Source organism: Chamaesiphon sp. VAR_48_metabat_135_sub, from assembly GCF_031418915.1.
In the GTDB taxonomy this organism is placed as follows: Bacteria; Cyanobacteriota; Cyanobacteriia; order Cyanobacteriales; family Chamaesiphonaceae; genus Chamaesiphon.
Map to the genome: position 1 here is coordinate 1 of NZ_JANOJV010000148.1, position 6,172 is coordinate 6,172.

Annotated in this window: 5 protein-coding genes; 4 read left to right on the forward strand and 1 reads right to left on the reverse strand. The window is 47.7% G+C overall.

The window, feature by feature from the left end; genetic code table 11:
- The 3 genes from RMO55_RS10945 to RMO55_RS10955 all read left to right on the forward strand — a co-directional run.
- Positions 1-413: nucleoside recognition domain-containing protein (locus RMO55_RS10945; protein ID WP_310426489.1), on the forward strand; the 413-nt coding region annotated here is incomplete at its 5' end.
- A gap of 176 nt (positions 414-589) precedes the next feature.
- Positions 590-1,108: a microviridin/marinostatin family tricyclic proteinase inhibitor gene (locus RMO55_RS10950; protein WP_310426492.1), complete on the forward strand. Its 519-nt coding sequence runs from the start codon at positions 590-592 to the stop codon at positions 1,106-1,108.
- Positions 1,109-1,136: 28 nt separating this feature from the next.
- Positions 1,137-2,120, forward strand: coding sequence for an MvdD family ATP-grasp ribosomal peptide maturase (locus tag RMO55_RS10955; RefSeq protein ID WP_310426493.1), 984 nt, complete (start codon positions 1,137-1,139; stop codon positions 2,118-2,120).
- Between the two features lie 130 nt (positions 2,121-2,250).
- On the opposite strand, the gene RMO55_RS10960 is transcribed toward RMO55_RS10955, so the two are convergent.
- Complete coding sequence (locus RMO55_RS10960) at positions 2,251-4,272, reverse strand: elongation factor G (RefSeq protein WP_310426495.1); 2,022 nt, start codon at positions 4,270-4,272, stop codon at positions 2,251-2,253.
- A 483-nt stretch (positions 4,273-4,755) separates the two neighbouring features.
- On the opposite strand from RMO55_RS10960, the gene gltD reads away from it, so the two are divergent.
- On the forward strand, positions 4,756-6,172 hold a 1,417-nt coding region (gene gltD / locus RMO55_RS10965; protein WP_310426497.1), incomplete at its 3' end, for a glutamate synthase small subunit.

Genomic DNA, 6,172 nt, shown 5'->3' on the forward strand with positions numbered 1-6,172 from the left:
GCAATAATCTCCCCACGAATGTCGAACCTGCTAGTGCTGGCACGATTTCTGGATCGATCGGGAGCGCGCTGCAGCCCATTTTAGGGCCATTGGGCATCAATCCTAAGTTATCGGTCTCCTTAATTTTTGGCTTCATCGCCAAGGAAATTGTCCTCGGTGGACTAGCGGTAATTTATGCCACTAAACAAGACGCTGGACTGGCTGGGGCGATCGCTAAAGATATAGACTGGGTGCAGGCTTATAGTTTTATGTTATTTACGCTCTTATACGTTCCCTGTCTCTCGACGGTAGCCGTAATTAAAGCAGAATCAAAGAGTGCCAAGTTTGCCACGATGGGTGTAGTTTGGTCGTTGGCGTTGGCTTGGGTTGTAAGTTTTATCTTCTATCAAAGTGCGCGACTTTTGGGATATTAAATTTAGTTGAAAGTTGAAAGCGAAGACTGGGAATGATGAACCAAATGAAAATTTTAGCCCATAGCTCGTACTTGAAGTATACAAACAAAAATATGTGAGACCTTCGTGGAAAACGATCGATCGACAGTGTAGCTAATATAGATAGTTATCAATCCATATTTACAGGGGTATCGATCGTGAAAGAATCCTCAATTAAATTTTCACTGAGCACTTTAGCATTACTAGGACTAGCTTCAGTCGCCGCTAATCCAGCATTAGCAGATGCAGTGAAAATCAGTGAAAATTCCGACCTCCAACCTACTAGCAAAATCCAAACCAGCGAGCTAAAAGGGAATGATTTACCTTTTTTTGCAAGGTTTTTGGAAGGTCAAAAACCAGAAGCAACAGATCGTAAAGTTGCTCTAACAGGCGGTGGTATTCTCATAAAACCAAAGCATCCAGGCAACACTGGTGGTATTATAACCACCAAAAAATATCCTTCTGATGCTGAAGATAATTCTGGTGGTGGTATGATGACCACCCAAAAATATCCTTCTGATTCCGAAGACAATTCTGGCGGTGGTATTATCACCACGAATAAATATCCTTCTGATGCTGAAGATAATTCTGGCGGTGGTATGATGACCACTAAGAAATATCCCTCCGATGCCGAAGACAATTCTGGCGGTTTCGGACATCCTCGCCGTCGTCACTAGACTGTTAATAACTTGGGAAAATTAACCTATGAGTGTCCTACTTATTACTCACACCCAGGACAATGAAAGCATCGACATGGTGAGTCAAGCAATCGAACGTCGGGGGGAGATGGTGATTCGCTTTGACACCGATCGATTTCCGACGGAGGTGCAGTTAGACTTACTCTATAGTGGAAACACCGAAAAACTGTTACTGACCCAAGACGGAGCACAATTCGATCTATCCCAAGTCAGGGGTGTCTGGTATCGGCGGTTGAATGTCGGCGGTAAAATTCCGGCGGAAATGGACGAGCAATTTCGCCATGCTTCGATCCAAGAATCGCGAGCAACCATCTTCGGCTTAATTACCAGCCTCCGCGCCTTTCATCTCGATGCTATTCCTGTCATCCGGCGGGTAGAAAACAAACAGCTACAACTACGTGTAGCCAGAGAAATTGGGTTGGATACCCCATGCACTCTAATTACCAATCAACCCGCCGCCGTCAGGGAATTTGCCCTCACCTGTGCAACTGGAACGATCGCCAAGATGATGGCTTCTTTTGCCATTTATGACGATCTCGGACAAGAGCAAGTCGTCTTTACCAATCGCCTATCCACCGCCGATTTGGAAAATTTAGATGGCTTAAAGTTTTGCCCGATGACCTTTCAGGAGTTACTCCCCAAAGAGTTAGAATTGCGAGTCACGATCGTGGGCAAACAAGTGTTTTGTGCTGCTGTAGATTCCCAAAAATTAGACACTGCGAAACTTGATTGGCGCAAGGAAGGAATCGCCCTCATTGATGCTTGGTATCCCTATACTTTACCTGCTGATGTAGAGGCAAAGTTATTACAGTTTATGGACTATTTTGGTTTAAATTATGGTGGAATCGATATAATTGTTACCCCAGAAGGTCGTTATGTCTTTTTAGAAGTGAATCCCGTCGGCGAATTCTTCTGGTTAGAAATTTATGCGGGGTTGCCTATTTCTAATGCGATCGCCGACTTATTGCTACAAAAAACTGAAGGGATTTAGATCTAGAAACAAAGTCCAGCCAACTTGTGTCTTGGAGGGTTGGCTGAAGAGTGGGGTGGGTAGATCTTTGCATTCCACCAGCAAGAGCAATTCATGAATAATTTCTGCTGGTGCACGATCGGAAAGATCGTTACTTACTCTGCGCTAAAACCCGTTCGGCTAACTTTTCGGGTACCTCTTGCAACCTGTCATAATTCCAGGTAAAGAAACCTACCCCCATCGTCAACGATCGCAATTCGACGATAAAACCGTGCATCTCCGCTTGCGGTAAATAAGCCGTAACTACATCCCAGCCGCTCCAGTCGGATTTGGCATCATAACCCAAAATCTGGGCGCGTCGTCCGCTCAATAGTTGTAAGGCTTTGGATGTAAACTCACTGGGGGCCGAAACCTCGATCGCTAAAATCGGTTCTAATAGGGTTGGTTCGCATTTGAGCATTCCTTCCGCCATCGCTAACCGCGCCGCATTTTTAAAGGCTTGCTCGGAACTATCGACACTATGATAGGAGCCATTAGTCAATGTTACCGCTACATCGACGATCGGGAAACCTAACGGCCCACGATCGAGAAATTCGCGCACGCCAGTTTCCACCCCAGGAATATACTGTCGGGGAACTACGCCGCCAACGATCGTTTCGTGGAAATCGAAACCAGTACCCCGTTGACGTGGCTCAATATTCAGATAAACATCCCCAAATTGTCCGTGTCCCCCAGATTGATGTTTATAGCGTCCGTGAATTGCCGTCACGGGTTTGCGGATGGTTTCTTTGTAGGCAACTTGGGGGAGATGCGTCTGCATCGGAAGATGATACTTGCGCCGCAACCGATCGATCGCCACTTGCAGGTGAATTTCGCCCTGTCCCCACAAAATTACTTCATGAGTATCGCCATGTTGTTCCCAATGGAGGGAGGGATCTTCTTCGACTAATTTAGTCAGCGCACCGCTAAGTTTCACCTCATCATTGCGGTTGGTCGGCACGATCGCCAGCGCGTATACTGGTTCTAGTATCTGGGCTTGGGGTAACTCCGTTACCTCCCCAGTTCCAACTGTCGCGCCTGTTTTCAGTCCTTCGAGTCGTCCTAACGCCACGATTTCCCCCGCACTGGCCGATTGCAAGGATTGTTGCTGACTGCCCAACAACCGATACATCCCACCAATCCTCACCCCATTGACAATCGATCCATCAGTCAAATTACCCTGCCAAATCCGCACCAGGGAGAGCTTACCGCCTTGTTGACTATAAATTGTCTTGAGGACTTGGGCAATCGCTCCATTGCCATTGTGAGCCTCAATCCCGCGATGTTTAGCGGTAATTTCTGCTTCGGGAGCTTCCCGCAATAGTGCAGCGAGAAGGGGACGCACGCCGTAGTCGAGTTCGGCGACACCGAGGAAGACGGGAACAATTAAATCTGCACCCAATTCCATCCGCAAATCGCGGACGATTTCTTCCGTGTCGGGATTAATTTCAGCAATTAATTTCTCTAGTAAACGATCGTCAAAGTTAGCGAGTTCTTCTAGCATTTCCGCCCGTGCCAACTGTTCTGCGGCACGTAATTCGATCGGGAAGGGCACGAGATCGGGCGCACTACCAGGATGATAATGATAGGCTCGCTCGGTGACTAGATCGATGAAACCGAGTAGTTGTTCATCCTCAACAATCGGGTATTGGTGCGCGACCAACGGACGGCTCGATACTTGTTGGATGGCGTGAAGGAGATCGATAAAATTGACATTCGATCTGTCCATTTTATTGACAAAAACTAGATGGGGAATTTCCCAACTGTCGAGAAACTTAAATAACGGCGAAAGTGTTAACACTCGATCGATCGTCGGTTCGCAAACAATTATGGCTGCATCTACACCGATCAGTGAATTGTAGGTATCTTGACTGAACTCGATCGAGCCAGGACAGTCAATAAATGTCAACTGAATATCTTCAACTATCGTACTGCCAGTGCTAATCTCTACGCTCATATCCCTCGATCGAGCCTCCGCCGCACTATCCCCGATCGTATTTCCCTCTTTCACACTCCCTTTCCGCGAAATCGCTCCCGTCACTGCGAGTAAACTTTCTAATAATGTGGTTTTACCCGATAAATATGGCCCCACGATCGCGATATTAGAAATGCGATTTTTAGTATTTGTATTCATGCCAATCACCACCCCTGTGTGAGTGTATACTGAACGTATCAACTTGGGCTGTTAACCCAGCAAATATCTTCAAGCTGTACCGATAAAATCTTCTAAATAATTAATTTACGGCTGACTAATTTTAGCCATTACTTTAGAGCTTAACTCCTTTGCGATCCCCTGCGATATAAACACAACTTATTTTAATAAATCAGTCAAATAGCGACGATGCATTTGGCTATGCTGGTAAAAGATTTACGCTTAATGGGAACAGCATTTTTTCCGTTCAATGGGATGTGACTGCTAATGCGCTCTCTCTTGTCCTCTCACGAGATCGCAACACTCAAGTAAATCTCAGTGCGTACCAGTGTCTCCACAAGAATTATTACATCTCGGTACCCTTCGCCAACCCTATTAACTCGATCGGCTTAAAATTGTGAGTAACAGAACATCCCAGCAAGTTGGGTTTCTAGATATATAACCAATTATTTATATTCAAACCTCATGGGAAAGCCAACCGGATTTATTGAATACCTCCGCGAAGTCGAAGGTGAAATAGCACCCAGCGAACGCATCCACAACTGGGACGAATTCCACCTCCCCATGCCCGACGACAAGCTCCGTAACCAGGGAGCCAGATGCATGGACTGCGGTACTCCATTTTGCCACACAGGGAACCTGATTTCTGGCATGGCTAGCGGTTGCCCGATTAATAACCTGATTCCCGAATGGAATGACCTCGTATATAGAGGACTCTGGCGCGAAGCCCTCGATAGACTCCACAAAACCAATAACTTCCCCGAATTCACAGGTAGAGTGTGCCCAGCACCCTGCGAAGGCTCCTGCGTACTGGGCATCCACAACCCGCCAGTGACGATTAAAAGCATCGAACACTCGATCGTCGATAAAGGCTGGGAAGAGGGCTGGATCGTCCCCCAACCCCCCGCAAAACGCACGGGCAAGCGCATCGCGATCGTCGGTTCTGGCCCCGCTGGACTCTGTGCCGCCGCCCAACTCAATCAAGCTGGACACTGGGTGACGGTATTAGAACGCGCTGACAGACCAGGCGGATTGCTGATGTATGGCATCCCCAACATGAAACTGGAAAAAGAGCAAATTGTCCTCCGCCGGATTAAACTCCTCGAAGCGGAAGGTATCACTTTCACCTGTAACGTTGAAGTTGGCAAAGACCTATCTACTGCCGACTTATTGAAAGACTACGATGCTGTCGTTCTTTGTACTGGAGCCACCAGACCCCGCGATTTACCGATCGCAGGTCGCGAATTCAAAGGCATCCACTTCGCAATGGATTTTCTCACCGCTAATACCCAAGCCGTTTTAGACGGTAAAGAGAATAGTAAGTTCATCTCCGCCGCCAGAAAAGATGTCATCATTATCGGCGGTGGCGACACGGGGACAGATTGCGTCGGTACCTCCATCCGCCACGGCTGCAACAGCGTCGAGCAACTGGAAATCATGCCGACACCGCCACTCAAACGCGCTGCAGACAATCCTTGGCCCGAATGGCCGAAGGTTTATAAAATGGACTATGGGCAAGAAGAAGCCGCTGCTAAATTTGGAGCCGATCCTCGCGCCTATCTCACCACTGCAACTAAATTCGAGGGCGACGAAAGCGGCAATGTCACCGCTGTTCACACCGTCCAAGTCCAGTGGGAGCGCAACGAACAGGGACAATTTGCCCTCAAACATGTTGCGGGTACCGAGAAAGTCAATCCCGCTCAGTTAGTACTACTAGCAATGGGTTTCCTCGGCCCCGAACAGCCCCTTGTCGATGCACTGGGACTAGATAAAGATCCTCGCAGCAACATCAAAGCTGAACATCAGAAATACACCACCAATATTCCTGGTGTCTTCGCCGCTGGCGATTGCCGTCGCGGTCAAAGTTTAGTTGTCTGGGCAT

Coding starts and splice junctions, on each gene's coding strand:
- RMO55_RS10955 (WP_310426493.1), top strand. CDS start 1,137: ATGAGTGTCCTACTTATTACTCACACCCAGGACAATGAAAGCATCGAC.
- RMO55_RS10960 (WP_310426495.1), bottom strand. CDS start 4,272: ATGAATACAAATACTAAAAATCGCATTTCTAATATCGCGATCGTGGGG.